Here is a 25784-nt window from a genome sequence, read left to right as displayed (position 1 = left end):
GGTATGTCCTCACAGTGCGTGCGGTCTGGAATGCCCTTAACGCTAGGCTGGGCTCACGGATTATAGAGACCTATCGTCCCTATAACTCCTATTGCAGAATGCAATGTCGCCGACGCCCGTCCCGATGCCCTCCGGAGTCCCCAATGTTTGAACCAGCCCAATTGCGCTCCTTCCTTGCCGTTGCGGAAACGCTCAGTTTCACCAAGGCGGCCGACCGGCTTGGCCTGGCCCAGCCCACGGTAAGCCAGCATGTGCGCAAGCTGGAGGCGGCTGCCAAAAGGGTCCTGGTCAGCAGGGATACCCGTGATGTGCGGCTGACCGACAACGGGGACGCAATGGCCGGTTTCGCCCGGAACATCCTGGCCGCCCACGACTCCGCGTCCCGCTACTTTTCGGGGTCTGCGATGCGCGGTAGGCTCCGGTTCGGCACCGCGGATGACCTGGCCATCACGGGCCTGCCCCGGATCCTGCGGGAATTCCGGCAGATCTACCCGCAGATCAACCTGGAGCTGACGGTGGGCCAGAGCGACCAGCTGTACAGGAAGCTGAATGCAGGCCAACTCGACCTGGTTTTCGTGAAGTGGGTGGCCGGCGCCAAGGACGGAACGGTGGTCCAGCATGATTCGTTCTCCTGGGTTGGGCTGGAGCAAACCACCTTGGACCCCGGGGCTCCCGTGCCGCTGATCGCCTACCCGTCGCCGAGCCTGAGCAGGAAGCTTGCCATTGATGCCCTCGAGTCCCATGGCAGGACCTGGCGGATCACCTGCACCACGCGGCAGATCAGTGGTGTGCTCGCGGCAGTCAGGGCAGGGATCGGCGTAGCGGTGATGCCGTCGTCGCTGGTTCCCGGGGACCTGAAGATCATCACCCGGCGCTTTGACTTGCCGGCGGTGGGGGATGTCGACTTCACCCTGATCCGCAACCCGCTGGCCAACACAGAAGTCATTGATGCCCTGACGCAGTCCATTGTGGGCCGGACCATTAACCGCCCAGCATAACGCCGGTATCAGCCCGTTGCGTGCAGCGACAAGCAGTTTTCCATTGATTGCGGAAGGTTGCATCACTTATGCTGATTTTCCCAGGGTCAAGCAGCTGGCCGTTCATCAACACGAGCGTGCTCCTGAATGCCAGGATCCCAGCTCGGGACAGGCAGCCAATGACGACAGCCAAGAATTCCCACTACAGCCCGGCCCATACCCGCGTGCACACCACTGCGCGGCCGCTTGGCACCCGTAACGCCAAGCTCGGTGCAGGCATAGCCACCACCGATTCCGGATACATCGGCAAACCCACCTGCGACAGGTGCCGGACCGACGAATTCGTCTACCTCGAGTCCTACATCCCGCCCACCTACCGGCGTGACGGGTCGGTAGCCGCCCTGGGTGAAGTCGCCTACACCTGCACCCGCTGCGAGGATTTTTCGGCCCACAGCGTTCCGGTTACGTGGGCGCCGCCCGGGTGGTACCTGGGCTGACACGAGTAACACAGCAGGACAAGAAGGCCGGGCCCTCACCGAAAGGTGAGGGCCCGGCCTTCTTGAGTGGCGTCCGGGGGACTGGATTAGATCAGCGCATCGGACAGGTGGTTGGGGGTTCCGAACCGGTGGGCGGTGATGCTGACGGCCTGTTCGTGCAGGAACGGCAGCAGTTCCACGCGTCCGGCTTCAGTAACCGGGTGGGCGTAAACCGCGATATCCGGGCGGCCGCCGGTGGCCTTCGCCAGCTCAGCGGAATCCCCGCCGATCAGGCGGACGCGTCCGTTGGACAGCTTGCCCGCGGAAGCGAGGCGCCCAGCCGAAACCAGCCACTCAATGTCGGACTCCACCGCCACCTCGATGTCCAGCGCGGTGAGCACGGAGCGCAGCTGGGCGGGGAGTTCGACAGCGGTGGACACGGTGAGTTCCGAGCCGGCCAGCACGCCGGCCGCTACCGTCCGGACGAGGTGGGCCAGCGGCGCACCTTCCGAGAGGCGGACGGTGACCGGCAGGCTGCGGTAGCGGAAGATGTTGCGTTCCGCGCTCAGGCCAGACACGTCCTTGGCGGTGCCGAATTCCTCGGCCCACGCCTCGGCGTCGGATGCCAGGGCGCGCTGGACGGACTCAAGGTCGGCGGGCTCCAGTGCGGGGCCGGCGGCGCTAAGGATCCGGCGGACACCGGGCTGCGTGACCGCGGCCGTTGCAGTGCTGCGGGCAGGGACCCACTCGCCCAGGCCGGCCAGGTAGTTGGGTCCGCCCGCCTTGGTGCCGGCACCGACAGCGGACTTCTTCCAGCCGCCGAACGGCTGGCGCTGCACGATGGCGCCGGTGATGCCGCGGTTGACGTACAGGTTGCCGGCCTGGATGGAGTTGAGCCAGATGCCCAGCTCCTCCGAATTGAGGGAGTGCAGGCCGGCGGTGAGGCCGTACTCAATCTGGTTCTGGATGGCGATGGCCTCTTCAAGGGTCTCCGCCGTCATCACGCCCAGGACCGGTCCGAAGAATTCGGTCAGGTGGAAGTAGGAGCCGCGCTTGACGCCGTAGCGCACGCCCGGGCTCCACAGCTTGCCTGTGCCGTCCAGCTTCTTCGGTTCCACTGCCCAGTTCTCGCCTTCGCCCAGGGTGGTGAGGGCGTCGAGGAGCTTGCCGTTGGCGGGCTCGATGATGGGGCCCATCTGGGTGGTGGGATCCTGCGGGTAGCCCACCTTTAGGGAGGTGACGGCGTCGATCAGCTGGTTGTGGAACCGCTTGGACTTTGCCACGGAGCCCACCAGGATCACCAGTGAGGCGGCGGAGCACTTCTGGCCGGCATGGCCGAACGCGGAGTAGGCCACGTCCTTGGCTGCCAGGTCCAGGTCTGCGCTGGGGGTGACGATGATGGCGTTCTTGCCGCTGGTTTCGGCCAGCAGCGGCAGGTCCTGGCGGAAGGAACGGAACAGCTCTGCGGTCTCGTAGCCGCCGGTGAGGATCACGCGGTCAACGGCCGGGTGGGAGATCAGCTGCTTGCCGAGCTCCCGCTCCCCGAGCTGCACCATGGTCAGCACGTCCCGGGGCACGCCGGCTTCCCACAGGGCTTCGATCATCACTGCACCGCTGCGGGCAGCCTGCTTGGCAGGCTTGATGACGACGGCGGAACCGGCGGCCAGTGCCGCGAGGGTGGACCCTGCCGGGATGGCGACCGGGAAGTTCCAGGGCGGGGTGACAACGGTGAGCTTGGCAGGGACGAACGTGGCGCCGTCGACCCTGTCCAGCTTTCGCGCGGATTCCGCGTAGTAGTGGGCGAAGTCAACCGCCTCGCTGACCTCGGGATCGCCCTGGTCGATGGTCTTGCCGGTCTCGCTGGCCATGACCTCGAGCAGGTCGGCGCGGCGGGCCTCCAGGACGTCGCCGGCGCGGTGCAGGATCTCGGCGCGTTCGTCGCCGGAGAGCTCGCCCCAGGCCTTGCCCTTTTCGACGGCGGTCCCGATCGCCTTGTTGAGCGTCGCTTCGTCGTTGATGAAGGCAGCTGCAACGGAGGCGTTGCCCAGGGTGGAGGACGGGACGCGCTCCAGGATGGCCCGGCCCCAGTCGCGGTTAGCCGGCAGGGACGGATCGGTGTCCGGGGTGTTCTCGAAGTGGTCGTGTGGCATCGGGGCCGGCGGGAGGCTGCGGTTCTGCTGGCGGTTGGCCGGCGGGACGCTGTTGTCCAGCGCGGCGAGGGAGGCGAGGAAGCGCTGCTTCTCGCGCTCGAACAGGACCTCGTTCTCGCTCAGTTCGAACACGGCGGACATGAAGTTGTCCTGGCTGGCGCCCTCTTCGAGGCGGCGGATCAGATAGGCGATGGCGACGTCGAACTCGGACGGGTGCACCACGGGGGTATAGAGCAGCAGCGAACCGACGTCCTTCTTGACGGCTTCGGCCTGGCCCTGTGCCATGCCCAGCAGCATCTCGAACTCGATGCCGGATTCCACGCCGCGCTGCTTGGCCAGAAGCCAGGCGAAGGCGATGTCGAACAGGTTGTGGCCGGCCACGCCGATCCGGATGTTCTTGATCCGCTCCGGATGCAGGGAGTAGTTGATGACGCTCTTGTAGCTGGTGTCGGAGTCCTGCTTGGTGCCCCAGGTGGCCAGCGGCCAGTCGTGCAGGGAGGATTCAACCTGTTCCATGGGCAGGTTGGCGCCCTTGACCACGCGGACCTTGATGCCGGCGCCGCCGTTGGCGCGCCGCTCTGCGGCCCAGTCCTGCAGCCGGATCATAGCGGAGAGGGCATCCGGGAGGTAGGCCTGGAGCACGATGCCGGCCTCAAGGTTCTTGAACTCGGGCTTGTCGAGGATCCGGGTAAAGACCGCGATGGTCATGTCCAGGTCCTTGTACTCCTCCATGTCCAGGTTGATGAACTTGGCCTTGCCGCCACCGGCCGCGAAGGAGTTGGCGCGCCGGAACAGCGGAGTGAGCTTTTCGACGACGTGCTCCACGGCTTCGTCAAAGGCCCAGGCGGAGTGCGGGGCCACGGTGGAGGACACCTTGATGGACACGTAGTCCACGTCCGGGCGGGCGAGGAGGGTGTGCGTGCCTTCAAGTCGGCGGGAGGCCTCGTGCTCACCGAGGACAGCTTCGCCGAGGAGGTTGACGTTGAGCTTGATGCCGTCCTTCCTGATCTTGGCGATGGCGGGGCCGAGCTTGGCGTCGGTGGCGTCCACGATCAGGTGGCCCACCATTTCGCGCAGGACCTTGCGGGCAACCGGGATAACAACCTGCGGGAGCACCGGGGCCATGGCACCGCCAACCTGCACGGCACGGCGCATGTACCACGGAAGGAAGGCGGGGACCTTGGGTGCGAGTGCTGCCAGGTTCCGTGCGGCGACGTGCAGATCCTCGGGACGGACCACGCCGTCAACGAAGCCGACGGTGAATTCCAGCCCGTTGGGGTCCTTCAACACGCCGGCCAGCTGCTGGGCGGAGGCGTCAACGGGGACCCTCGAGGCCTCGGTCAACCAGTGGCGGACCAGTGCCACTGCTTCATTGGCGAGCGCCTTGGCCTGGGGGACATCGACGTCGACAGCCTGCGGAACGGTACCGGCGGCAACTGCCGATTCCATTGCTACGTGGGTCATGGTTTTCCCGTACTTTCTTGTTTTCGAGAAGGTCTTTCCACCAGTATGAGCTTCCACTCACATAAGATAAAGCGATCTTTCCTAAGTAATACAGGTTAGAAAAACCAAAGCTTTCCACGGGGCCCCGCCCCCGGCTTAAAAAGGGAAAAGGCGGGCCTGCACTCCCGCCGGCCCTCCCCCTCGCCCCCTCCCTCAACCACCCCCAGGACGCTCTCTCACTTAACGTCGCCTTCCTGGTGACGCTCTCTCGCTTGACGCAGGAAAAACAGAGACGCTCTTTCACTTTCCTAAGGAAAGTGAAAGAGCGTCCCGTAAAAACGCACATCAAATGGGAGAGCGTCGGAAGGGCGGTGGCAGCGTCAGCCGATGGGGCGGTGCATCTCCACCAGCTCCTCGTGCCGCGGACTGTTTGGGTTCATCAGCGAGTGCTTCTTGCCATAGAAGAAGTAAATGGCCAGGCCAATGACCAGCCACACCCCGAAGCGCGCCCAGGTCTCCCAATGGAGCTGGAACATCAGGAACGCGGACGCCAGGACGCCGAAGGCGGGGATAAACGGCATCAGCGGCAGGCGGAAGGTGCGCGGTGCATCCGGGCGCTTGTAGCGGAAGATGATCACCGAAACGCAGACGACGACGAACGCGGCCAGGATGCCGATATTCGTCAAGTCGGCCACTTCCTTAATGGGGAACACGCCGGCCAGGAACGCGGAGCCGACGCCGGCAATCCACGTGACGCGCTGCGGGGTGCCGTGGCGGTCCGTCTTGGCGAACCAGCCCGGCAGGAGACCATCGCGGCTCATGGCGAACCACACGCGGGTCACACCCAGGAGGAACGTCAGCATCACGGTGAGGATGGACAGCACAGCGAACACCGAAATGATGGTCGCGATCACTGGCAGTCCAACCCCCGTGAAGGCCGAGGCGAAGCCGGCGGTGGGATCGATGTCCCTGTAGTTCTGCATGCCGGTCAGCACCAGGGTGGCGGCCACGTAGAGCAGCATGGCGATGATCAGGGACAGCACGATGGCCTTGGGCATGTGCTTTTTGCCGTCGGTGGCTTCCTCGGCGGCGGTGCTCATGGCGTCGTAGCCGAAGACCGCAAAGAAGACGGTGGCTGCACCGGCGAGAACCGGGCCGAAGCCGCTGGGCATGAACGGGTTGTAGTTGTTGGTGTCGATGTAGAAGACACCCAGGCCGATGATGAAGAGGATCAGGAGGACCTTGATGGCCACGGCCACGAGTTCAAACCGGCCAAAGGCCTTGGTGCCGCGGGACAGGATCCAGGTGACCAGCAGGCAGACCAGGATGGCGGGGATGTTGACGATGCCGCCCTTGCCTTCATCCGGCGTCGAGGTCATCCAGGCCGGCATGTTGATGCCGATGCCGGACAGGAACGCGTCGAAGTAGCCCGAGATACCGATGGCCACCACGGCCACGATGGCAATGTATTCGAGCAGCAGGTCCCAGCCGATGAACCAGCCAACGATTTCGCCTAGGGCCACATAGCCATAGGTGTACGCGGAGCCGGCGCGCGGGATCATGCCCGCAAATTCGGCGTAGGACAGTGCGGCCGCCGCCGAGGCGAGGCCTGCGATCAGGAAGGAAATCAGCACCGCGGGCCCCACCCCGGGTGTTCCTTCGCTTCCGGCGGCCACCAGGCCGGCCAGGGAGAAAATGCCGACGCCGATAATGCCGCCGACGCCGATTGCGGTCAGCTGCCACAGCCCGAGTGACTTGAAGAGGCCGCTGTGCTTGTTCTCTTCTTCAATGTCGTCAATGGGCTTCCGCCGCATGATCGACTGGGTCATATCTCTAGTGCTCATCAGGAACTCCTGCTTGGGGTGCGACCCCGTCACGGCGCGCGAAGAAATCGCTTGTGACGGGGGTAACTCGGTTCCAACAGTATGCAAGCGGGGTTGCGTTAGATAAAGTGGCTACTTCTAACCTATATTCGTTAGTTTCAGTTAGGAATTCCCCATGCTCGACGTGCGCAGGCTGCGCCTGCTCCGCGAATTAAGCATTCGGGGAACGCTGGCGGAGGTGGCGGACGCCCTCCAATACAGCCCGTCGTCGGTTTCCCAGCAACTGGCACTGCTGGAGAAGGAAGTGGGCGTGGAGCTGCTCCGCAAGACGGGCCGGCGGGTGCAGCTGACCCCGCAGGCGGAGGTCCTGGTGGCGCACACCGCGCAGCTGCTCCAGACCATGGAGCAGGCCGAGGCGGATCTGGCGGCATCGCTGACCACCGTCACGGGCACCGTGCGGATCGCCGTTTTCCAGTCCGCGGCGCTGGCGCTCATGCCGGAAACCTTGACCCGCATGGCCCGCGAGTACCCCGAGGTCCGGATCGAGATGATCCAGCGCGAGCCGGAAACAGCACTTCACGAAACCTGGGCACGCGACTTCGACCTGGTCATTGCCGAGCAGTACCCGGGCCACGCCGCGCCGCGGTACCCCGAGCTGGACCGGATAAAACTGACCAAGGATGCCATCCGGCTGGCCGTTCCACCGCAGTCCGACGGCCGGCCCGCCATCCACTCCATCGAGGACACTGCGCACCTTGCCTGGGTAATGGAACCGCGAGGTGCGGCGTCCAGGCATTGGGCCGAGCAGGCCTGCCGAAGCGCGGGTTTCGAACCGGACGTGCGCTTTGAAACGGCGGACCTGCAGGCCCAGATCAGGCTCATCGAATCGGGGAATGCCGTGGCACTGATGCCGGACCTGGTATGGACGGGACGAGGCACCACCGCCCAACTGCTGGACCTGCCCGGCAGGCCGCATCGCACCATCTTCACGTCGGTCCGACGCTCCAGTGCAAAGCGCCCCGCGATTTTGGCAGCCCGGGAGACGCTTGCTGCCGCGGCGGAAGCGGTGGCAGCGGCGGCAGATAACGACGGCGGGTGAGGGCCGCGCCGTCGTGCGCTGGCTTTCGAAGGTGGTTCCGCTCCTCCCTGCACCGCGACTTCTGGCGTCCACGCGCCGGGACCGTCCCCGCGCAACTGTTCCGTGCGTCACTGCGCCAGTGCGCGCCCGGCGCTAGACTGATGCCGTTATGAATCGAACAATGTTCAAGTCCAAAATCCACCGGGCCACCGTCACCCATGCTGACCTGCATTACGTAGGCTCAGTCACCGTTGACCTGGACCTGCTTGAGGCTGCCGACATCCTGCCCGGCGAGCTGGTCTCCATTGTGGACGTGACCAACGGCGCCCGTCTGGAGACGTACACGATCGCCGGCGAGCGCGGTTCCGGCGTGATCGGCATCAACGGCGCGGCGGCGCACCTGATGCAGGAAAACGACATTGTCATTCTGATTACCTACGCGCAGATGACCACCCAGGAAGCGAAGGCCTACGAGCCCAAGGTGGTCCACGTGGACGAGAACAACAGGGTGGTCCAGCTCGGCAACGACCCCGCCGAGGGCCTCACACCCGGTTTGCTGCGCCCCCCTTTCGCGCTTAACAACGCCGCACTGTAACCGGAGCGTGAGCCCCGGTCCCCTGCCCCGCTGCGCCCTGCGGGATCACTTCCTGGAAGCCACACCTTGCTAGGCGTACTGGCTGGCTTCTTCGTGGTCTGGTGCATCATCCTGGTGGGCTGGTTCGTGGGCCGGCAGAACATTTTGGGCGACAACGCCCGCCAGGTCCTGAGCTCCCTCACCTTCTTCGTGGCCAGTCCCGCCCTGTTGTTCGAAACCCTCAGCAACGCCCGCCTCGCCGAGGTTTTCGCAGCTCCCCTGCTGGTGGCGGCCGTATCCGCCGTCGCCACCGCCGTCATCTTTTTCGCCATCGCCAAGTTCTGGCTCAGACGGTCCCTGCCGGAAGCGCTGATGTCCTCCATGGCGGCGTCGCTGGTCAACTCCGCGAACCTGGGCATCCCGGTTGCGGTCTATGTTCTGGGCGATGCGAGCTATGTGGCGCCGCTGCTGATCTTCCAGTTGGCCTTCTTCACGCCGCTGTTCCTGATGATTCTGGACTCCAGCACCAGCAAGCACCGCACCACGCCCCTGACCTTCGTTGTGATGATCCTGCGGAACCCGATGATTGTCGGTTCGGCCCTGGGGCTGCTGGTGGCGGGCACGGGTTTCAAGGTGCCTGAGCTGGTTATGGAGCCAATCCATCTGATCGGCGGTGCAGCGATTCCGGCCATGCTGATCGCTTTTGGCATGAGCCTGAACGGCAGCCGCCCGTTGCAGGCTTCGGAGGCCCGCCGTCTGGACACCCTGCTGGCCAGCGGGTTCAAACTGACAGTCCAGCCGGCGCTTGCGTATGTCTTTGCCCGGTTCGCGCTGGGGCTGGAAGGCCATGTCCTGTTCGCCGTCGTGGTGACCGCTGCCCTGCCCACGGCGCAGAATGTCTTTGTGGCCGCAAGCCGCTACAAAACCGGGCTAACCGTAGCCAAGGACACCGTGCTGATTACCACCGTGGTGGCCGTTCCGGCGATGATCGGCCTGGCGCTGCTGCTGACCTGACCACAGCTAGGGAGGGCTGATGAATACTGTTCTGGACACCGTGGTGATCGGTGGCGGGGCCATGGGTTCGGCCGCCGCGTGGGCTTTGTCCCGACGGGGACGGCACGTGACGCTGGTGGAGCAGTTCGGGCCGGGCCACAAGATCGGCGCCTCCCACGGCACCACGCGCAACCTGAACCCGGGTTACCACCGGCCGGAATACGTGGCCATACTCGCTGAGGGACTTGCCCTGTGGGACGAGCTTGAGCAGGAAAGCGGCGAACAGCTGCTGGCACGCACGGGCGTGGTCAATCACGGACCTGAGCCGCGGTTCACCGACGTTGCCGCTGCCTTGAACGAGGCCGGCATCCGCGCCGAATTCCTCTCCCCTGCTGAGGCCGGCGAGCGCTGGCGCGGAATCCGCTTCGACCAGCAGGTCCTGCACATGCCCGACGGCGGCCAGCTCAACCCGGACGCTGCCCTGCCGGCATTCCAGCGGCTCGCCGCCGCCCGGGGAGCCGACATCAGGCACCACACCAAGGTGGTGGACTTCCAGGTGATGAACGACGGCGTCCGGCTGGTTCTCGAGTCCGCTGCCGGTACCGAGGCTGTCACCGCAGCCCAGGCAGTAGTGACCGCCGGTGGGTGGACGGAAAAGCTGCTGGGCGGCGCATTTGCGGGTTATGCACTTGCGGGCGGCGGTGCCGGGCTGCGGATACCACAGCTTCGCGTCACCCAGGAGCAGCCGGCGCATTTCCGGATTGCAGACGAGGGCGCGGTCTGGCCCGGATTCAACCACTACCCGGGCGCTGGTGCCGAATACCGGAACTGGTACTCGCCTGTCTACGGGATGCATACGCCCGGCGAGGGGATCAAGGCCGGGTGGCACGGGGTGGGTCCGGTGACAGACCCGGACCGGCGTTCCTTCCTGCCGGAGCCGGTGCAGCTCGCCGCCCTGCAGGATTACGCCCGCACCTGGCTTCCCGGGGTGGACCCGGACGCCTTCGAAACGATCAGCTGCACGTACACCACCACTCCGGATGAGGATTTCGTCCTTGACCGGATCGGGCCGGTGGTCATCGGCGCAGGGTTTTCGGGCCACGGCTTCAAGTTCACGCCCGTGATCGGCCGGATGCTCGCGGACCTGGCAACGGGCACCCGCCCGGCGCCACAGATCTTCCGGGCGGGTCGCTAGCTGCACGCGCGTCAGCGGCTACGGTCAGCCGGCAGGCGCCCTCAGCGCGGTCTCTCTTCCGCTTCGGTGAGGACCGGCCCGCCGTCTGTGCCGCCGTCGTCCGCGCTGCCGCCGTTGACGGTGCTGCCGTCGTCCTTTCCGCCGTCGTCCTCGCCGGATCCCCTGGCGCCAGCGCGGACGGCGGGCATGGCCAGCACCGCCGCGACGGTGAGCAGGCCCGCAACCGCGGCGGCGAGGAAGACGGCGCCGGACGCGGCCACCACGGCCGGCCCGTTGCTGTCGCCTCCCCCTGTGCCGGAGTAGATTGCGTTCGCCACCGCCCCGAACAGGGCCACGCCCAAGGCGCTGCCGATGGACCGGGCGAACATGTTGGTGCTGGTTACCACGCCACGCTCGTGCCAGTGCACGCTGGACTGGGCGGCAATCAGGGTTGGGGTTGCCACCAGGCCCAGGCCGAGTCCGACGACGAAACAGCCGAGGGCGACCAGCGCCACGTTGGGCGTCGGTGACGTGAGGGTCAGCACCAGCAGCCCCGCCACGGTGACGGAAATACCGATCAGGGCCGTGGCCTTGAATCCGATCCGCAGGTAGAAGCGGCCGGCCTGTGAGGCGCTGATCGGCCAGCCGAGCGTCAGTGCCGCCAGGGCCAGCCCGGCAACCAGAGGCGAGGTGGCCAGCGCGCCTTCGAGGAAGGTGGGCACGTAGGACGTCAGCCCGATCATGACCGCACCGACGCCGAAGGACACCAGGGCTGTGGTGCCGAGGAGCCGCCGCGAAATGACCCAGGAGGGCAGGATCGGTTCGGCTGCCCGCCGCTCCACCAGCAGGAACAGTGCCAGGAGCACCGTGCCCACCGCGAAAATCGCGATGCTGACGGGCGAGTTCCAGGCCCAGGCCTGGCCGCCCTGGAGGGCGCCGAGGATCAGCAGGCCGAGGGAGACCGCCAGCAGGGCAGCGCCTGCGTAGTCCACCCGGTGCTTCGCCCGGTCCACGTTCTCGTGCAGGGTGCGGACCAGCATCCACCCTGCCAGCAGGCAGAGCGGGATGTTGACCAGGAAGATGCCGCGCCAGAAACCCAGTGCGGCAAAGATGCCGCCGAGGCTGGGGCCAACCACGGAGGACGCCGCCCAGACACTGGCCAGGTAGCCCTGGACTTTGGCGCGCTCCTCGAGCGAATAGATGTCACCGGCGATGGTGATGGAGACCGGCAGCACTGCGCCCGCCCCCAGTCCCTGGAGGGCGCGGAAGGCGATCAGGGCGGGCATGCTCCAGGCGACGCCGCAGAGGATGGACCCGAGCAGGAAGAGCCCGATTCCGGCCAGGATGATGGGTTTGCGGCCCAGCATGTCGGAGAGCTTGCCGTAGATCGGCACCGACACCGCCTGGGCCAGCAGGTAGGCGGAGAAGAGCCAGGGGAAGGACTCGAAGCCGCCCACGTCCCGGACGATGGACGGAACGGCGGTGGCAACAATGGTGGAGTCGATGGCCACCAGCCCGGTGGCCAGCATCAGGGCGATCAGGATGGGTCCGCGGTCGGAGCGGAACCCTACGCCCTCTGCTTTGGCCGTTGCAGCCTGGTTGCGGCCGCTCACACCCGGGCCAGTCCTGCCGCCTCGGCCAGCAGCTCGACGGAGCGGAGCCGGTCCTCTGTTCCCGGGCTCTGGTGCGCCACGATGAGTTCGTCGGCGTCCGCGTGCTTGCCAAAGCCGTCCAGGTAATCGAGCACGACGTCGGGCGTCCCCACTGCCGAGTAGGTCATCATCTGCGAGACGTGCTGGCCCTGCGGGGAATCGAGGATCATGTCCGCTTCGTCGTCGGTGAACTCCCGGCCGTTGCCGAAGAACAGGGACACCCGGGCGCGCATGGTAGCCCTCAGCATGGCCTGGGCTTCGGAGGCAGAATCGGCGGCGAGTACGTTGACACCGGCGATCACATACGGCGCATCCAGCTGGGCAGACGGCTTGAACTCGCGGCGGTAGAGGGCCACGGCGTCCTGCAGCGCGTTCGGGGCGAAGTGCGAGGCAAAGGCGTACGGCAGGCCCAGCTGGGCGGCAAGCCGGGCGCCGAACAGGGACGAGCCCAGGATATACAGCGGCACGTTGGTGCCCTTGCCCGGGGTTGCCTCCACACCCTGGATACGGGTGGGCCCGGTGAGGTAGCCCTGCAGTTCCAGGACATCCTGGGGGAAGCTGTCAGCGGACATCGGGTCGCGACGCAGCGCGCGCATGGTGTTCTGGTCGCTGCCGGGGGCGCGGCCCAGGCCGAGGTCGATCCGGCCGGGGTGCAGGGTTTCCAGTGTCCCGAACTGTTCGGCGATGGTGAGCGGGGAGTGGTTGGGCAGCATGACGCCGCCGGCACCCAGCCTGATGCTCTCGGTGTGCGCGGCGACGTGGGCAATCAGGACGCTGGTGGCCGAGGAGGCAATGGAGGACATGTTGTGGTGCTCGGCGTACCAGACGCGCCGGTACCCCAGCTTCTCGGCGCTCTGCGCCATGGCCACGCTGCCCGCGAAGCTCTCCGCCGCCGTCTGGCCTTTGCCGATGGTTGCCAGGTCAAGAATGGAAAGCGGAAGAGTCACGTTTAGTGCCGGCCTTTCAAAAAAGTTGCGTAGTTTTGCCCGCCGGGTCACGGCGCGCACGATGGGCATAACGACGGCGGAGCCCGGCTTATTTCTGTGATCTGCGGAATACTCAGCAGGCTGAGTATGTTGCCGCCCCTATGAGCCTAGAGACAACGAACCAGTTGGAACTGTCCGAAACGATTGAACTGAAGGACCTGGGAACCGTCCACCGGCTCGGCTTTGGTGCCATGCGCATTGTCGGTGATGGGGTCTGGGGCGAGCCGGCGGACCGCCGCGCTGCTGTGGACGTGGTGCGCCGCGCCGTCGAACTTGGCGTTGACTTCATCGACACCGCTGATTCCTACGGCCCCAACATCAGCGAGGAGATCCTGGCCGAGGCATTGCATCCGTACAAGGACGGGCTGAAGATCGCCACAAAGGTCGGCTTCACCCGCACTGGGCCCAACAAGTGGATTCCTGTGGGCCGCCCGGAATACCTGCGCCAGCAGACGGAGCTGAGCCTGCGCAAGCTCAAGGTGGACACCCTGGACCTGCTGCAGCTGCACCGGATCGACCCCAAGGTGGATGCCGAGGAGCAGTTCGGCGTGCTGCGCGAACTGCAGGACGAGGGCAAGGTCCGGGCGCTGGGCCTGTCGCAGGTCAGCGTTGAGGAACTCGAGGAAGCCGGGAAGCACTTCACCGTCTCCACGGTCCAGAACCGGTACAACCTGACGGACCGGAGCTCGGAGGACGTCCTGCGGTATTCCGAGGAGAACGGCATTGGGTTCGTTCCGTGGGCTCCCATTTCCGCCGGCCAACTGGCGCAGCCGGGCGGCCAGCTGGACGAGGCCGCCAAACGTCTGGGCGCCACCACCTCCCAGGTTGCCCTCGCCTGGCTGCTGCGCCGCTCCCCGGTGATGATGCCGATTCCCGGCACCGGCTCGGTGAAGCACCTGGAAGAAAACATGGCTGCCGCCGGCATCATCCTCGACGACGACACCTACGCTGAACTTGAGGCAGCGGGCGAATAGAACCGCCCCTTCAGGAATCAGCGTGCACGTAACCGCAACGACAGGAGCAACACCATGGCAAACATTCTGATGGTCGTATCCGCAGCCGATTCCCTCACCATGAAGGACGGCAGCGAGCACCCCACCGGGTTTTGGGTCGAGGAACTGGTGGTGGCCCACCAGACCCTGCGCGACGCCGGCCACACCGTCCACCTGGCTACTCCGGGTGGGCGCAAGCCCACCGCCGACCAAGTCAGCCTGGCGGCCGACTCCGCCGGCGGCGAGGAGCGGGCGAAAGGCTTCCGGGACTACCTCGAGCAGATTGACGGCGAACTGTCGCACCCGCTGGTGCTGGCCGACGTCGACCCTTCCGGCTATGACGCCGTGGTGATGCCCGGCGGGCACGGCCCGATGGCGGACCTGTACAAGGACGCCGAGCTTGGCCGGCTGCTGGTGGCCGCGGACAAGGACGGCAAGGTCATCGCGCCGTTCTGCCACGGTCCCGCCGGGCTGCTGAGCGCAACGGACGACGACGGCACGTTCGCGTTTGCCGGCCGGCGCCTGACCGTCTTCACCAATGAGGAGGAGCTGGGCGGCGGCACGGGTGCGAACACGCCGTGGCTCGTGGAGGACGCGCTGAAGGAAAAGGGCGCGGTGGTGGAGAACGCCGCTGCGTGGACTTCAAACGTGGTCCGTGACGGCAACCTCATCACCGGCCAGAACCCGCAGTCCAGCGAGGACGTGGCCAAGGAAGTTATTAAGGCCCTGGGCTGAGAGGGCAACACTCAATAGCCAATGACAGAGGGGACCAGTCGCAGTGACTGGTCCCCTCTGTCCGGCGCACCCATTGGGCGCCGGACTGCCGCGCTACTTCAGCTTGAAGTTGGCACTGATGGAGCTGCCGTCGTTCGCCGTCATGGTCAGCTTGTAGCAGGTACCGGCGGCGGTGGGCGTCTTCCAGTTGTAAATGAATTGGCTGGCGGTGGCGTCGTACCGCAAGGACGTGTTGCCTGTTGCGGTGGTCTCGATGGCATCCTGAAGGGCCGACAGAGAGCACGTGGACTGCTGCATGGTGAATTTGGCCAGGCTGGGATCGGTCAGCTCAGTGCCACCTGCGAAGATCTCAAACTTCGCAGGAACCGTGCTGCCCGACTTAACAGTGTTCAGGACCCCGTTCATGTCCACCGGCTGGTAAAAGCCCTTTAGCGTCCATGCCTTCACCTGGTAGGGCTGGGTGACCCTGGTGGTGTTGCCGGCCAGGTCGGTCGCTGTCGCTGTCAGGATGTGCATGCCAACTCCCGTTTTGTACCCCATGACCTCACAGGTTCCGACGAGCCCAGACAATCCATCCGTAGCCGTGCAGGTCGGCTGCGCCGCGGTTGAACCAAAGTAGCTGTCCCCGACCACGGAGTCGAAGGAAACGGCGGGGGCCGTCTTGTCGATCTTGAAGCTCCTGGAAACCACACCCTCGGGAGTGGCGTTGCCGGCGTTGTCACTGAAGGCTGGGCTCAGCACCACCACAGTTTCGCCCTCACCGGACGAGGTTACCGTTTGGGTTGGCGTAGCCGGTCCGGAGGTGAGGTCGGTTGCTGCGAAGGTGGCCGTGACATCAGTGTTGTACCAGCCGTAGGTGTTGGGCTGAGTCGTGGTGCCGCTGTACTCCACCTCGGGTGCAGTCTTGTCGATCTTGAAGGTCTGTGAGGCAGTGCCCGCGGGCGTTGTGTTGCCGGCAATGTCCGTGAACGCTGGGCTGTCCACCTTCACTGCGACGCCCTCACCGGCAGAAGTCACCGTTTGGGTTGCGGCGAGCAGACCCGAAGTGGCGTCGGTGCCGGTGAAGGAGGCTTCGACGTCGGAGGTGTACCAGCCGTTGTTGCCAAGGGTCCCTTTTCCGCCATTGGCGGCAACGGTGGGAGCAGTTGCATCCTTTTTGAGGTTCACGGTGACTGGCTCAGACGTACCGCCGGAGCTGGAGGCGGAGCAGCTGTAGTCGGTGGCCATCTGGTCGGCAGTGATGGTCTGGTCCTCACAGCCCGTCACCTTCAGGGTGCTGTTTGAGTCCGGTTCGGTGACGATCCAATGGAGGGCCACGGCGCTCTGGTACCAGCCGTTTGAGCCGTCCGGGTCAACGGGTGAGAGGGTGTAGGAAATTTCCGGCGCCGATCCGTCGGTGATGCTGTAGGTGACCGAACCGGCGACGGTGAGGCCACCCTTGTCCATGTAGCTGCAGAACGCCGTCTGGGAACCGATGCCGGTCGCGGCGTCGGTTCCGGAAATGGCACTGAGTTTGGCATCCAATGTGCTGTTGCCGTCCTCCGCGTCCGTGACGTTGCAGAGGGCCGCGGGGACGGAACCCTTCGGGTAGGAGCCGCCGTTGGCTACACCTGAGATGTTAAGTACCGGCGCGGTGTTCGAAGGCGCCGGTGCCGTCACGTTCACCGTGAAGGTGGCGGGTGCGAGGTTGAACGATCCGCCCGAAGTGTTGCTGACCTGTTTCGCAAGTACCGTTGCTGAACCAGCGGCTAAAGGATCGATAGTCAGCGCCTTGGTCGCACCGCAGGAATCAAAGGTGACTGTAGAGGGGGACACTGTGGCGACTGAGGGGTTACTGGATGACAGGTGCAGCGTGAGCGTGCTCTGCCGCGTCAGGTTACATCCCTCCTTGCCATCCCCACCTTGGGGCGCCACAGCCAGTGTGGTGCTGCCGCTGGCACCACCAACATTGAGTGGCATGATCTCTGCCATCGAATCAATGGACGCGTCCAGGTTGTTGTAAATGTCATCGGCGAAAGCCACTCCTCCACCCGCGAGCAGGAGGCTTCCCGCAGCAACCGCTGCAGCTGTCCTGGTGCTGGTCCGCCTCAGCAGGATCTTCCCCCCGGCAGCAGTTTTCCCACTTGGCGAACTGTTCATGCGCGTCTCCCTCAAGGCCAAGCGCCCTCCTTGGGCGCAACGTACTTCACCGTAAGTTCCGACATGAAGAGAGCACACGCGTAATGGCCCACCTATCTTTGCTCCCCGAGTACTCGTTTTCTGAAGCAGCCAAGCGGCGGCACTACTTGGTTTTGCGCCCGCAGCACCGCTCCTAATATGACCGCCGTGGTCGCCCAGTTAACGGCCATTACCCCCTGTATCCCAGCGTTGCGCGGCCTTGGTCAGTGCGGGCCGGTCCAGACAGTGGCTCGCGCTGCTGTTCCGCTCTACCATTGAGCCAGAGCTTGCGTTCGTACCGGGCTTCCCAAGGTTCAGCAGCAGGGCCGCTTTATTTTCACACTCGGGCTGCACCCGACAGGGAGTGAGACATGACCCGCCGCTACCACCGCTACCTCACCATTGAACAGGCATCCCAAGCGCTGAAGGTCGACATAAGTCAGGTACTGGGAATGCTCAACAGCGGCGAGCTGCGAGGTCCTGGAAATCGGACCGACAAGGCGCAACTGGTCAACTCCACCGATATCGAACTGGCGCGGCAGCGGCTTGAAAACCTCCGCCGCCTGGACGGGGATGTACAGCAATAGAACGTCCCCCGCGGTCGACAGCGGTGTTATGGACAAGGATGCCTTGAGGCTTGCGGCTCCAGTACCTCGGTTCCCGGAACAGGCGCCGCTAAGCTGGCGTGATGGCAGGGAAAACTACAGAAGAAAAGCTTGCTACCATCCAGAAGGGCTACACCCTGGGGGGCGCCACAATCGAGCTGGGGGCCGCCATCGTCGACGGCGAACTCCGCAAGGACGCGCCCGTGCGGCTGCCGCTGGCCATGATGAACCGGCATGGGCTGGTGGCCGGCGCCACCGGCACAGGCAAAACCGTCACGCTGCACATGATGGCCGAACAACTCTCCACCGCCGGGGTGCCGGTCTTCCTGGCCGACATCAAAGGTGACCTTTCCGGGCTGGCCACCGCCGCCGCCGGCAATGACAAGCTCACGTCCCGCACCGAGAGTATTGGACAGCCTTGGCAGGGGAAGGCGTTTCCGGTGGAGTTCCTGGCGCTGGGCGGCGACGGCGACGGGGCGCCCGTGAGGGCAACGGTATCGTCATTTGGGCCCATCCTGCTCTCGCGGATCATGGAGCTTAACGACACGCAGGAATCCAGCCTGCAGCTGGTGTTCTACTTCGCTGACAAGAACGGCTTGGAACTCACAGACCTCAAGGACCTCCGGGCGGTGATCCAGTTCCTCACCTCGGCCGAAGGAAAACAGGCGCTGGCGGAACTTGGCGGACTGTCCAAGGCCACCGCAGGCGTCATCCTGCGCGAGCTTGTCACCCTTGAGGCGCAGGGACTGGAGAAGTTCTTTGGCGAACCGGAGTTTGATACCGCTGAGCTGCTGCGCACCGCACCCGATGGCCGCGGCGTCATCACCTGCCTGGAGCTGCCCACCCTGCAGACCAAGCCCATGCTGTTCTCCACCTTCCTGATGTGGCTCCTGGCCGACCTATTCGAGGACCTCCCGGAGGCCGGCGACCTGGACAAGCCCAAGCTGGTGTTCTTCCTGGACGAGGCGCACCTGCTGTTCAACGACGCCTCTGACGCCTTTCTTGAAGCCATCACCACCACGGTTCGGTTGATCCGGTCCAAAGGCGTGGGCATTTTCTTCGTCACGCAGACGCCCAAAGACGTCCCCGCCGAGGTCCTGGGCCAGCTGGCCAACCGGGTGCAGCACGCCCTTCGCGCCTTCACCCCAGAGGATGCCAAAGCACTCAAGGCAACGGTGTCCACCTTCCCGGTGAGCGACTACGACCTCGAGGAGACCTTAACGTCTGCGGGAATCGGTGAAGCTGTGGTCACCGTCCTGAACGAGAAGGGCTCCCCCACGCCCGTGGCGCACACCCGGCTGAGGGCACCGGAATCGGTGATGGGACCCAGCGACCCATCCGTGGTCAGGAGCACCGTGGCCGCCTCCGCCCTGCTGCCGAAGTACGGAACCGCCGTCGACAATCCCTCCGCCTACGAGAAACTTTCCGGGAAGCCGTCCGCCTCCACCGGGCCGGCGGTGACTGCTGAACCGCCCGTTCCCGCCGCTGGGGAGACCTCCGACATCGACGAAGAAGCCCGCCGTATCGAGGAGGAGATCCTGGGCCGGCCGAGCAGCAGGCCTGCTGCTGGGCAAGAAAAGCGGCGGCGGCCCCAGGCCGGGAAGCCCGGCCCGTCACGCTCCTCCGCCGGCGGTCCCATGGGCGATCTCGGCGGAGTGCTGGGCGGCGCGCTCGGCGGCGGCCTGCAAAGCATGGCCAGGTCCATCGGCACTCAGCTCGGGCGGGAGCTGATGCGCGGGGTGTTCGGCACCTCGTCCCGCCGGCGCCGCCGCTGACAACGCTGATGCCGACGCTGGCTGTTGCCGCCGCCGGCCCTGCCGCATATGCCTGACCCAGGCGCCGCCGTCGCGCCTTTCCATGCCCGTCCGCCCTGCCCCCAGGCCGCTCAACTTTAGGGCGATCCATCTCAACGTTAGTACTGTAAGGAACGTGCAGATGAGTCAAGCTTTGGTGAGGATCGCGGCCGGATGGCTGCTGGGACTCATGCTTGCCGTCGCCGGCGCCGTGGTTGCGGTGAACCTGGTCAACAACACGGTGGCCAGTCCGCAGCAGCCGGTCCGCGAATACCTGGACGCGCTGCAAAGCGGCGACGGCGGGAAAGCGTTGGGGCTCCTGCGGGCCACCGTCCCGCCCAGCAACGCGGCGATGCTCGACGGGACAGCCCTGCAGACTGCCGCTGCCCGTTTTGGGAACGTGGAAATCGGCGAAGCGGAGGAACGCGCAAACAACCAGGTCATGGTGCCCATCGAGTACACCATTGACGGCAGCCGGCTCCGCACTGAGTTCCTGCTCCAGAAAACCGGAACCGAGTGGATCTTCTTCAACACCTGGGCCTTCGTCCCATCCCGCCTGCCCACGTTGGACATCACCGTGGTCAACGCCAGCGAAGCCACGGTCAACGGCGTGCCCGTGAACATGCCGAACGGCCGGAACTCCTTTGCGGTGTTCTACCCAGGTGAGTATGAGGCCACCGTTAATGGACAGTACTTCTCAGCTGCCCCCACCCGGGCCACTGTCACCGCCCGGGACGTACCCGTTGCGCCGCTCAACCTCCTCACCCAGGCCACGGACAACCTGAAAAAGGACGTGGCGGCCAAGGTGAGGGAGTTCTTGGACAACTGCGCTGCTGTTGCAGTCAAGGAACAGCGGCTCCAGCCCGACTGCCCCTTCTACTACGCCAGCAACAACAGGGTGCAGGACGGCAGCATCAGGTGGACCGTCACCGAGTACCCCAACGTGTCCATTGAGCCCTTTGACGGGCGCTGGGTGGTGGCTCCCTTGGACGGCAAGGCCAAGGTGGAAGCCCTCCAGCAGAACCTGTTCACCGGCGCCTGGTACCCCCTGGACGAAGAGGTGGACTTCAGCTTCACCACCCGGCTGGACGTTTCCGGGGACACGGTCAAAGTCACGCCGGTGCTGAGTTTCTAGTCCGTTCCCTCGCACGCTGGCCCGGTCTTGAACCGAATGGGGCTATAAACCGGGCCAGTTGGACGACAAAGGACGCGTCAGTCCATGCCGCGCAGGTCCAGTACCAGCTCGGAGTCACCGTCACCCTGCAGCACCACGGGGATGCCCCAGTCCTGCTGGTAGAGGTGGCACGCAGCGTGGTCCGGGATCTCGCCGTCCTCCGTCTCCGGCCCGTCGCAGGCGGCAGCCCGCGCCGTGATGTGCAGGACGCCCTCCGGCACCTCGGAGGACAGCTCCAGCGTCCGGAGCAGCCCCACCGAAGTCCCGCCGCCGGAGACCAGCAGCTCAGGCGGCGTGGACGAGATCTTCAGCTGGGTGGGATCGCCCCAGCGGTCGTCCAGTTTCTGCCCGGTGGGGGCGGTGAAGCGCACGGTCAGTTCCAGCGGGCCCGGCGCCATGGGGCTTCTGGGCCGGTGCGTCTGCACCGCACCTTCATCCACCTGCTGGGCTTCCTTGGGGATGGGGACGTACACCAGCTGGTGCTGGTTCGCCTCAACCACCACCAGCAACGGCTCGGAGCCGGCCGACTGTGTGTGGTCCACAATCACGTCGGAGGGCTCCAGGAGGCTGCGTGCCAGCGTGGACACTGTGCCGGAAGCGGGGTCGTAGCGGCGCACGGCCCCGTTGTAGGTGTCGGCGATCGCCACGGAGCCGTCCGGCAGCACGGTCACTCCCAGCGGGTGCTGCAGCCGGGCCTCGGCGGCAGGCCCGTCCCGGAAGCCGAAGTCGAACAGGCCCTTGCCGATGGCCGACTCCACGGTGATGGCGCCGTCGTCGTCAATAACCAGCTTGCGGAGGGCCGACGTCTCAGAGTCCGCCACCCAGATGCTGCCCTCAGCGTCCTCGGCAAGACCGGAAGGCTGGGCAAACCACGCCTCGTGCGGGGCACCGTCCAGCAGGCCCTCCAGTCCGTTGCCTGCGATGATGGCCACGGCACCGGTGAGCGGATCAAAGCTGAAGATCTGATGCGTGCCGGCCATGGCAATCACCACGGCGTTCAGCTTGCGGGACCAGACGAGGTCCCACGGCGAGCTCAGGGCAACGTCCAGCGGATGCCCGCCGAGTTCCCCCGTGAAGCCCACGGCGTCCTCATCAACACGGGCGGGTCCCGCCTCCAGCAGCCGCTGGACACCGCTGCCGGCAAGGGTGGAGGCTTTGCCGTCTGCCAGGGAAAGGCCCCGGAGGCGGTGGTTGACGGAGTCCGCAATGACGACGTCGTAACCCGCCTTGGCTGCCACGTCTTCCGGCAGCAGGACCAGGCCTTGGGGCTCGTTGAACTGCGCTACGGCCGCATCACCGGCTGCAGGGCCGTCCGCGTAGCCCTTGGTGCCGGAGCCGAACGTGCCCAGGACAGTCTGGAAGTCTGTGCCCAGTTCCACCAGCCGGTGGTGGCCCGTGTCGGTTACCAGCCAGGAGCCACGCTCGTCCGCAGCACTGGAGCCCCGCCCGGGCGGCAGGAACAGCGCCTTGCCGGGAAAGCGCAGGGTGCCGGAGGTGGGTTCAGGCGCAACGTACGGACCGGAACCGCGGTGCAGGGTGCCCTTGGCCTCATGCTGGGCGACGAGCTCGGAGATCAGCACGGCCAAGCCGTCTGCGTGGCCCTCGCCGGAGAGGTGGGCAACGATGTAGCCCTCGGGGTCAATGACCACCAGGGTGGGCCAGGCACGCGCGGTGTACGCCTTCCAGGTCTCCAGCTCGGGATCGTCCAGCACGGGGTGATGGATCTCGTAGCGTTCCACGGCCGCGGCCAGCGCCACCGGGTCGGCTTCATGCTCGAACTTGGGCGAATGGACGCCCACGGTGACCAGGACGTCCGAATACTGTTCCTCGAGCGGCCGCAATTCGTCCAGGACGTGCAGGCAGTTGATGCAGCAAAAGGTCCAGAAGTCCAGCAGCACGATCTTGCCGCGCAGCGCCTCAAGGTCGAGTGTTTTACCGCCGGTGTTCAACCAGTTACGGCCCACCAGTTCGGAGGCTCGGACCCGGTGGTGGGTTCGTACGGTTTCGCTCATCAGCGTCCTTCCAGCTTGTTTCGTTCAGCCAGCCTGGCGTCGCGTTCGGCCAATTTGGCAAACATATCGTTGTAAGCGGTGAGATCGGCGTCGTTATTCCTGTCCGCCGCGCGGTCCACGCGTTTTGTTTCCCGCTGGTCCGAACGGGACCACATAATGGCGACGCCGATCGCCACCAGGAGGGTGGGCACCTCACCTATGCCCCAGGCCACCGCGCCGCCGGTTTGCTGGTCTTCCAGCGCGGATTGTCCCCAGTCCCGTCCAAGGTTGCCGAAGTAGTCGGCGGCGAGGAGATTGCTCCCACCCATGATGGCAACACCGAAGAAGGCGTGGAAGCCCATGGTGGCCAGGAGCAGGAGGAGCCGCATGGGGTATGGCGCCCGCCTGGGCAGGGGATCCGTGCCGATCATGCTCAGGACGAAGATGTACCCGGTGAGCAGGAAGTGCACGATCATCAGCTCATGGCCCACGTGCTCACGCATGGCGAAGCCGAACAGGTCCGAGTAGTAAAAAAGGACAATGGAGCCCGCAAAGTTCGCCGCCGCGAACAGCGGGTGGGTCACCAGCTGCGAGAACTTCGAGTGAACGAACACCAGCAGCCATTCCCGCACCCCGCGTGAACCGTCCCGGCGGGCCGGCAGTGCCCGGAGGGCGAGGGTTACCGGCGCCCCGAGGACCAGGAAGATGGGTGCCACCATGGTCAGCGCCATGTGGTCCACCATGTGCGCCGAAAACAGCACACGGCCGTAGACCGACGGCGGGCCGGACGTGATGTAGGTAAGCACCAGCAGGCCGATGACCCAGTTCACCGAGCGGAACCATTGCCACTTGTCACCCCGCTGGTGGACCTTTGCCACGCCCAGGAAGTAAGAGACCAGCCCGAAGAGCGCCACGAAAATCCAGATCCAGTCCAAGCGCCACTCGGTAAGCCACCTTTCAGGCGTCAGTTCCGGGGGAAGCTCGTACCCGGTAAGGATGAACGCCGGGGAGGCATCAGGGGCATAGGTGGCGGGCTCAGGCGGTGCGGAGCGGCCCAGAGCGACTGCGATCCCGGACGTTGCCCCCATTACCAGGAATTCCGCCAAGACCAGCTGCCACAGGACCCGGCGTGAGGACATGGTGGAGCCCTTGCGGGCCAGCTGCGGGATGACCCATTGCCGGTGCATGAATCCGATGCCGCCCAGTACCAGGGTGGCCACGGACTTGGCCAGGATCAGCTGCCCGTACGGAGAGCCAAAGAGGTCGCTCCAGCTGGTGATCCTGATGCTGGCGTTGATGATGCCGGAAGCGAAGACCAGCACAAAAGCGAAGCCGGCAAGGGAGGAGAACCGGCGCAGTGTGGGTTCGGTGATGTCCGCGGCAGCACCGGCTTTGGGGCCGGTCAGGATGCCGGACAACAGGACCAGCATGATGATGCCGCCAACCCAAGTGCTGACGCCCACCAGGTGCAGGCCCAGGGAGTTGATGGCGCCCTCGTGGTCGGAGGAGCTTGAGGAGTGGCCGATCAGCGCCGTGGGCACCAGTCCTACGAAGGCAAGGACCAGGGTCAGCGCCAGTCCGCCGAGGGACCTCACGCCAAACAGGGCAGTGGTGACCACTGCGGCGATGATGGTGACGGCCAGCCACGCCCGTCCCGTATCGATGTCCGTCATGAAGAAGACCAGCGCCTGGGTGAACTCGGCGTCGCCGGAGAGGCCTTGTCCGGCCACATCCGCGTAGGTGAGGACCAGAACGGCGATGGCGGACAGCGTCCACGCCGCACCTGCAGCGGAAGCGACAGCCAGGGCACGGGCGAAGGCAGGATGCTCCGGTCCCTCATCACCGGCGGGTTCCCTGCCCCGGCTGCGCGGGGACAGGCTCTTCGGCAGGATGGCGACGGCAAAGATCAGGCCGCCGATGACCGTTGCCAGCGAGACGTTGTGGATAGCCTTGCTGATGGGCAGGCCCCAGCGGACCAGTGTCCCAGGATCGGCGACGGCACGGGCACCGGCGGCACCCGCAAAGATCAGCGCCGCGGCAAGCCCCAGGAACAGTGCCGCGAGCCCCGCCAGCTGCCAACCCAGGGAGATTCCCAAGGCGCTGTTGCCCTTACCCGGCACACCGTTGCCCCGCTCTCCCTTGCCGGGAGCGGACTGGGGCTGGGTGGAACGTGGTGTTGCGGCAGAAGACACCATTCCATTGTCCGCTACGGCTGCCCGCGCCGCGAATCGGCTTAAAGCAAAAGGAGCGGCAACCCTGCGGCTGCCGCTCCTTTGTCCGCGCCGGGCATCGATTTAGAGCCGCGCCGGGGGAAAAGCTTACTTCTTGTTGGAGACAGCAGCCTTCAGCTTGGAGCCGGCGGTCAGCTTCACGCTGTGGCCTGCGGCGATCTGGATGGTCTCACCCGTCTGCGGGTTGCGGCCGGTGCGCGCTGCACGGTCGGTGCGCTCGACGGCGAGCCAGCCCGGGATAGTGATCTTCTCGCCCGCGGCGACAGAAGTCTCGAAAACCTCGAACAGTGCATCGAGGACGGAGTTGACGGCTGCCTGGCTGGTGCCGGCCTTGCCCGCTACCTCTGCAACAAGTTCACTACGGTTCTTAGCCATTTATGTCCTCCTGGACGGTCATCATTCTGGAGCCTGCACGCGGCGTGCGCACAAGCCACTGTTCGAAAACTTACCAGCTTGGGCACCTGCGGTCCGCAAATTCCGCGTGTTTCCGCCACTTCTTGAGGTTAATCACCGGGTTTTTCGAGTTTCCCGTCCCCGATTACCGCCCCAGAGGACGCTCTCTCAGTTGATGTGTGTTTTCCTGCGACGCTCTCTCACTCGATGTGTGTTTTCCTGCAACGCTCTGTCAGCCTTCGACGCTCTATCAGTTAGGGGGTGTCGACGGCGGGCGGCTGCGGTGGGCGGGTGGCCTTGGAGTGTTCAGGGAGAGGTGTTGGAGCGTCACGGGAAAGGGCTCATCGACTGAGAGAGGGTCCCCGGGATTGGGTGTGTTGGGTGTGG

General features: G+C 65.3%; 19 protein-coding genes. 11 read left to right on the top strand and 8 right to left on the bottom strand.

Annotation, left to right across the window (positions count from 1 at the left end):
* The first annotated feature begins 143 nt into the window (after nt 1–143).
* Together FDW84_RS15235 and FDW84_RS15230 are read left to right on the top strand one after the other, a co-directional pair.
* Nucleotides 144–998 carry a LysR family transcriptional regulator gene (locus FDW84_RS15235; protein WP_138610359.1) on the top strand — a complete coding sequence of 285 codons (855 nt, stop codon included), beginning with the start codon at nt 144–146 and terminating at the stop codon, nt 996–998.
* 158 nt (nt 999–1156) lie between these two features.
* Nucleotides 1157–1474 (top strand): hypothetical protein, encoded by a 318-nt coding sequence (locus FDW84_RS15230; protein ID WP_138610358.1) that lies wholly within the window; start codon nt 1157–1159, stop codon nt 1472–1474.
* A gap of 86 nt (nt 1475–1560) precedes the next feature.
* On the opposite strand, the gene FDW84_RS15225 is transcribed toward FDW84_RS15230, so the two are convergent.
* Both FDW84_RS15225 and FDW84_RS15220 read right to left on the bottom strand, forming a co-directional pair.
* Complete coding sequence (locus tag FDW84_RS15225) at nt 1561–5067, bottom strand: proline dehydrogenase family protein (RefSeq protein ID WP_138610357.1); 3507 nt, start codon at nt 5065–5067, stop codon at nt 1561–1563.
* A 359-nt stretch (nt 5068–5426) separates the two neighbouring features.
* The gene (locus tag FDW84_RS15220; RefSeq protein ID WP_138610356.1) at nt 5427–6890 is read right to left on the bottom strand and encodes an amino acid permease; all 1464 of its coding nucleotides are present in this window, start codon (nt 6888–6890) and stop codon (nt 5427–5429) included.
* A gap of 154 nt (nt 6891–7044) precedes the next feature.
* On the opposite strand from FDW84_RS15220, the gene FDW84_RS15215 reads away from it, so the two are divergent.
* The 4 genes from FDW84_RS15215 to FDW84_RS15200 all read left to right on the top strand — a co-directional run bounded on the left by FDW84_RS15215 (nt 7045) and on the right by FDW84_RS15200 (nt 10709).
* Nucleotides 7045–7968 (top strand): LysR substrate-binding domain-containing protein, encoded by a 924-nt coding sequence (locus tag FDW84_RS15215; RefSeq protein WP_138610355.1) that lies wholly within the window; start codon nt 7045–7047, stop codon nt 7966–7968.
* A 148-nt stretch (nt 7969–8116) separates the two neighbouring features.
* Nucleotides 8117–8542, top strand: a complete 426-nt coding sequence (gene panD / locus FDW84_RS15210; RefSeq protein WP_171046801.1) for an aspartate 1-decarboxylase — start codon at nt 8117–8119, stop codon at nt 8540–8542.
* A 66-nt stretch (nt 8543–8608) separates the two neighbouring features.
* Nucleotides 8609–9535 (top strand): AEC family transporter, encoded by a 927-nt coding sequence (locus FDW84_RS15205; RefSeq protein ID WP_138610353.1) that lies wholly within the window; start codon nt 8609–8611, stop codon nt 9533–9535.
* Nucleotides 9536–9554: 19 nt separating this feature from the next.
* The gene (locus tag FDW84_RS15200; protein ID WP_138610352.1) at nt 9555–10709 is read left to right on the top strand and encodes an FAD-dependent oxidoreductase; all 1155 of its coding nucleotides are present in this window, start codon (nt 9555–9557) and stop codon (nt 10707–10709) included.
* Nucleotides 10710–10750: 41 nt separating this feature from the next.
* Here the strand turns inward: FDW84_RS15200 and FDW84_RS15195 are convergent, their stop codons facing one another.
* Together FDW84_RS15195 and FDW84_RS15190 are read right to left on the bottom strand one after the other, a co-directional pair.
* The gene (locus FDW84_RS15195) at nt 10751–12217 is read right to left on the bottom strand and encodes an MFS transporter (protein ID WP_240721552.1); all 1467 of its coding nucleotides are present in this window, start codon (nt 12215–12217) and stop codon (nt 10751–10753) included.
* A gap of 80 nt (nt 12218–12297) precedes the next feature.
* Nucleotides 12298–13287 carry an LLM class flavin-dependent oxidoreductase gene (locus FDW84_RS15190; RefSeq protein WP_138610350.1) on the bottom strand — a complete coding sequence of 330 codons (990 nt, stop codon included), beginning with the start codon at nt 13285–13287 and terminating at the stop codon, nt 12298–12300.
* 140 nt (nt 13288–13427) lie between these two features.
* On the opposite strand from FDW84_RS15190, the gene FDW84_RS15185 reads away from it, so the two are divergent.
* Together FDW84_RS15185 and FDW84_RS15180 are read left to right on the top strand one after the other, a co-directional pair.
* Nucleotides 13428–14300, top strand: a complete 873-nt coding sequence (locus FDW84_RS15185) for an aldo/keto reductase (protein WP_138610349.1) — start codon at nt 13428–13430, stop codon at nt 14298–14300.
* A gap of 54 nt (nt 14301–14354) precedes the next feature.
* A complete protein-coding gene (locus tag FDW84_RS15180; protein WP_138610348.1) occupies nt 14355–15053 on the top strand; it encodes a type 1 glutamine amidotransferase domain-containing protein in 699 nt (232 codons plus the stop codon).
* 93 nt (nt 15054–15146) lie between these two features.
* Here the strand turns inward: FDW84_RS15180 and FDW84_RS15175 are convergent, their stop codons facing one another.
* A complete protein-coding gene (locus tag FDW84_RS15175; protein ID WP_138610347.1) occupies nt 15147–17192 on the bottom strand; it encodes a PxKF domain-containing protein in 2046 nt (681 codons plus the stop codon).
* Nucleotides 17193–17581: 389 nt separating this feature from the next.
* Between FDW84_RS15175 and FDW84_RS15170 the strand changes: the two genes are divergently transcribed.
* The 3 genes from FDW84_RS15170 (at nt 17582) to FDW84_RS15160 (ending at nt 20743) form a co-directional block, all read left to right on the top strand.
* Nucleotides 17582–17797 carry a hypothetical protein gene (locus tag FDW84_RS15170; protein ID WP_138610346.1) on the top strand — a complete coding sequence of 72 codons (216 nt, stop codon included), beginning with the start codon at nt 17582–17584 and terminating at the stop codon, nt 17795–17797.
* A 101-nt stretch (nt 17798–17898) separates the two neighbouring features.
* Complete coding sequence (locus FDW84_RS15165) at nt 17899–19590, top strand: helicase HerA-like domain-containing protein (RefSeq protein ID WP_138610345.1); 1692 nt, start codon at nt 17899–17901, stop codon at nt 19588–19590.
* A 160-nt stretch (nt 19591–19750) separates the two neighbouring features.
* Nucleotides 19751–20743 carry a hypothetical protein gene (locus FDW84_RS15160; protein ID WP_171046800.1) on the top strand — a complete coding sequence of 331 codons (993 nt, stop codon included), beginning with the start codon at nt 19751–19753 and terminating at the stop codon, nt 20741–20743.
* Between the two features lie 77 nt (nt 20744–20820).
* Here the strand turns inward: FDW84_RS15160 and FDW84_RS15155 are convergent, their stop codons facing one another.
* The 3 genes from FDW84_RS15155 to FDW84_RS15145 form a co-directional block, all read right to left on the bottom strand.
* The gene (locus FDW84_RS15155; protein WP_138610344.1) at nt 20821–22794 is read right to left on the bottom strand and encodes an NHL domain-containing thioredoxin family protein; all 1974 of its coding nucleotides are present in this window, start codon (nt 22792–22794) and stop codon (nt 20821–20823) included.
* The gene (locus FDW84_RS15150; RefSeq protein WP_138610343.1) at nt 22794–24968 is read right to left on the bottom strand and encodes a bifunctional copper resistance protein CopD/cytochrome c oxidase assembly protein; all 2175 of its coding nucleotides are present in this window, start codon (nt 24966–24968) and stop codon (nt 22794–22796) included. The genes FDW84_RS15155 and FDW84_RS15150 overlap by 1 nt, the downstream gene beginning before the upstream one ends.
* Nucleotides 24969–25091: 123 nt before the next feature.
* Nucleotides 25092–25379 (bottom strand): HU family DNA-binding protein, encoded by a 288-nt coding sequence (locus FDW84_RS15145; protein WP_009358243.1) that lies wholly within the window; start codon nt 25377–25379, stop codon nt 25092–25094.
* Nucleotides 25380–25784: the final 405 nt, after the last annotated feature.

Source organism: Pseudarthrobacter sp. NamE5, from assembly GCF_005796225.1.
Classification (GTDB): Bacteria; Actinomycetota; Actinomycetes; order Actinomycetales; family Micrococcaceae; genus Arthrobacter.
Note: the sequence above shows the minus strand (reverse complement) of the source record. Positions and strands in the feature narration are given on the sequence as shown.

Bases quoted from the DNA above. Each gene is read 5' to 3' on its own strand.
- FDW84_RS15215 (WP_138610355.1), top strand. From the start codon at position 7,045: ATGCTCGACGTGCGCAGGCTGCGCCTGCTCCGCGAATTAAGCATTCGG.
- FDW84_RS15150 (WP_138610343.1), bottom strand. From the start codon at position 24,968: ATGGTGTCTTCTGCCGCAACACCACGTTCCACCCAGCCCCAGTCCGCT.
- FDW84_RS15160 (WP_171046800.1), top strand. From the start codon at position 19,751: ATGAGTCAAGCTTTGGTGAGGATCGCGGCCGGATGGCTGCTGGGACTC.
- FDW84_RS15180 (WP_138610348.1), top strand. From the start codon at position 14,355: ATGGCAAACATTCTGATGGTCGTATCCGCAGCCGATTCCCTCACCATG.
- FDW84_RS15235 (WP_138610359.1), top strand. From the start codon at position 144: ATGTTTGAACCAGCCCAATTGCGCTCCTTCCTTGCCGTTGCGGAAACG.
- FDW84_RS15220 (WP_138610356.1), bottom strand. From the start codon at position 6,890: ATGAGCACTAGAGATATGACCCAGTCGATCATGCGGCGGAAGCCCATT.
- panD (WP_171046801.1), top strand. From the start codon at position 8,117: ATGAATCGAACAATGTTCAAGTCCAAAATCCACCGGGCCACCGTCACC.
- FDW84_RS15195 (WP_240721552.1), bottom strand. From the start codon at position 12,217: ATGCTGGCCACCGGGCTGGTGGCCATCGACTCCACCATTGTTGCCACC.
- FDW84_RS15200 (WP_138610352.1), top strand. From the start codon at position 9,555: ATGAATACTGTTCTGGACACCGTGGTGATCGGTGGCGGGGCCATGGGT.
- FDW84_RS15165 (WP_138610345.1), top strand. From the start codon at position 17,899: ATGGCAGGGAAAACTACAGAAGAAAAGCTTGCTACCATCCAGAAGGGC.
- FDW84_RS15225 (WP_138610357.1), bottom strand. From the start codon at position 5,067: ATGACCCACGTAGCAATGGAATCGGCAGTTGCCGCCGGTACCGTTCCG.
- FDW84_RS15170 (WP_138610346.1), top strand. From the start codon at position 17,582: ATGACCCGCCGCTACCACCGCTACCTCACCATTGAACAGGCATCCCAA.
- FDW84_RS15155 (WP_138610344.1), bottom strand. From the start codon at position 22,794: ATGAGCGAAACCGTACGAACCCACCACCGGGTCCGAGCCTCCGAACTG.
- FDW84_RS15145 (WP_009358243.1), bottom strand. From the start codon at position 25,379: ATGGCTAAGAACCGTAGTGAACTTGTTGCAGAGGTAGCGGGCAAGGCC.
- FDW84_RS15185 (WP_138610349.1), top strand. From the start codon at position 13,428: ATGAGCCTAGAGACAACGAACCAGTTGGAACTGTCCGAAACGATTGAA.
- FDW84_RS15175 (WP_138610347.1), bottom strand. From the start codon at position 17,192: ATGAACAGTTCGCCAAGTGGGAAAACTGCTGCCGGGGGGAAGATCCTG.
- FDW84_RS15230 (WP_138610358.1), top strand. From the start codon at position 1,157: ATGACGACAGCCAAGAATTCCCACTACAGCCCGGCCCATACCCGCGTG.